Annotated in this window: 1 pseudogene; it reads left to right on the forward strand. The window is 69.5% G+C overall.

From position 1 onward, the window contains the following. Positions 1-239, forward strand: a pseudogene (locus SB822_RS60640) (hypothetical protein); the annotation flags it as partial.

A 239-nucleotide genomic window follows, 5' to 3' on the forward strand; every position in this document is an offset into this window, starting at 1 on the left:
GCGCCGCAATGCTCGGGTTCGAACTGCGGCGTTCAAGGTCCGCCCGCCTCGAGCGGCACGGCGGCCGCGCTGTGTCCGGCCACCGCCGATATCGTCAAAAGCACGTTCCTCGGCGGCGCCGGCAGCGGCGAAGTGGTCCAGTTGAACATAGACGCGACGGCGATGACCTACACGCTGAAGTGGCTCGAATCGCCGATCCCGCTGCGCACCGGCACCGTCACGCCGACACGCGCGGGCAC

Source organism: Paraburkholderia sp. SIMBA_054 (assembly GCF_046534875.1).
Classification (GTDB): domain Bacteria; phylum Pseudomonadota; class Gammaproteobacteria; order Burkholderiales; family Burkholderiaceae; genus Paraburkholderia; species Paraburkholderia hospita.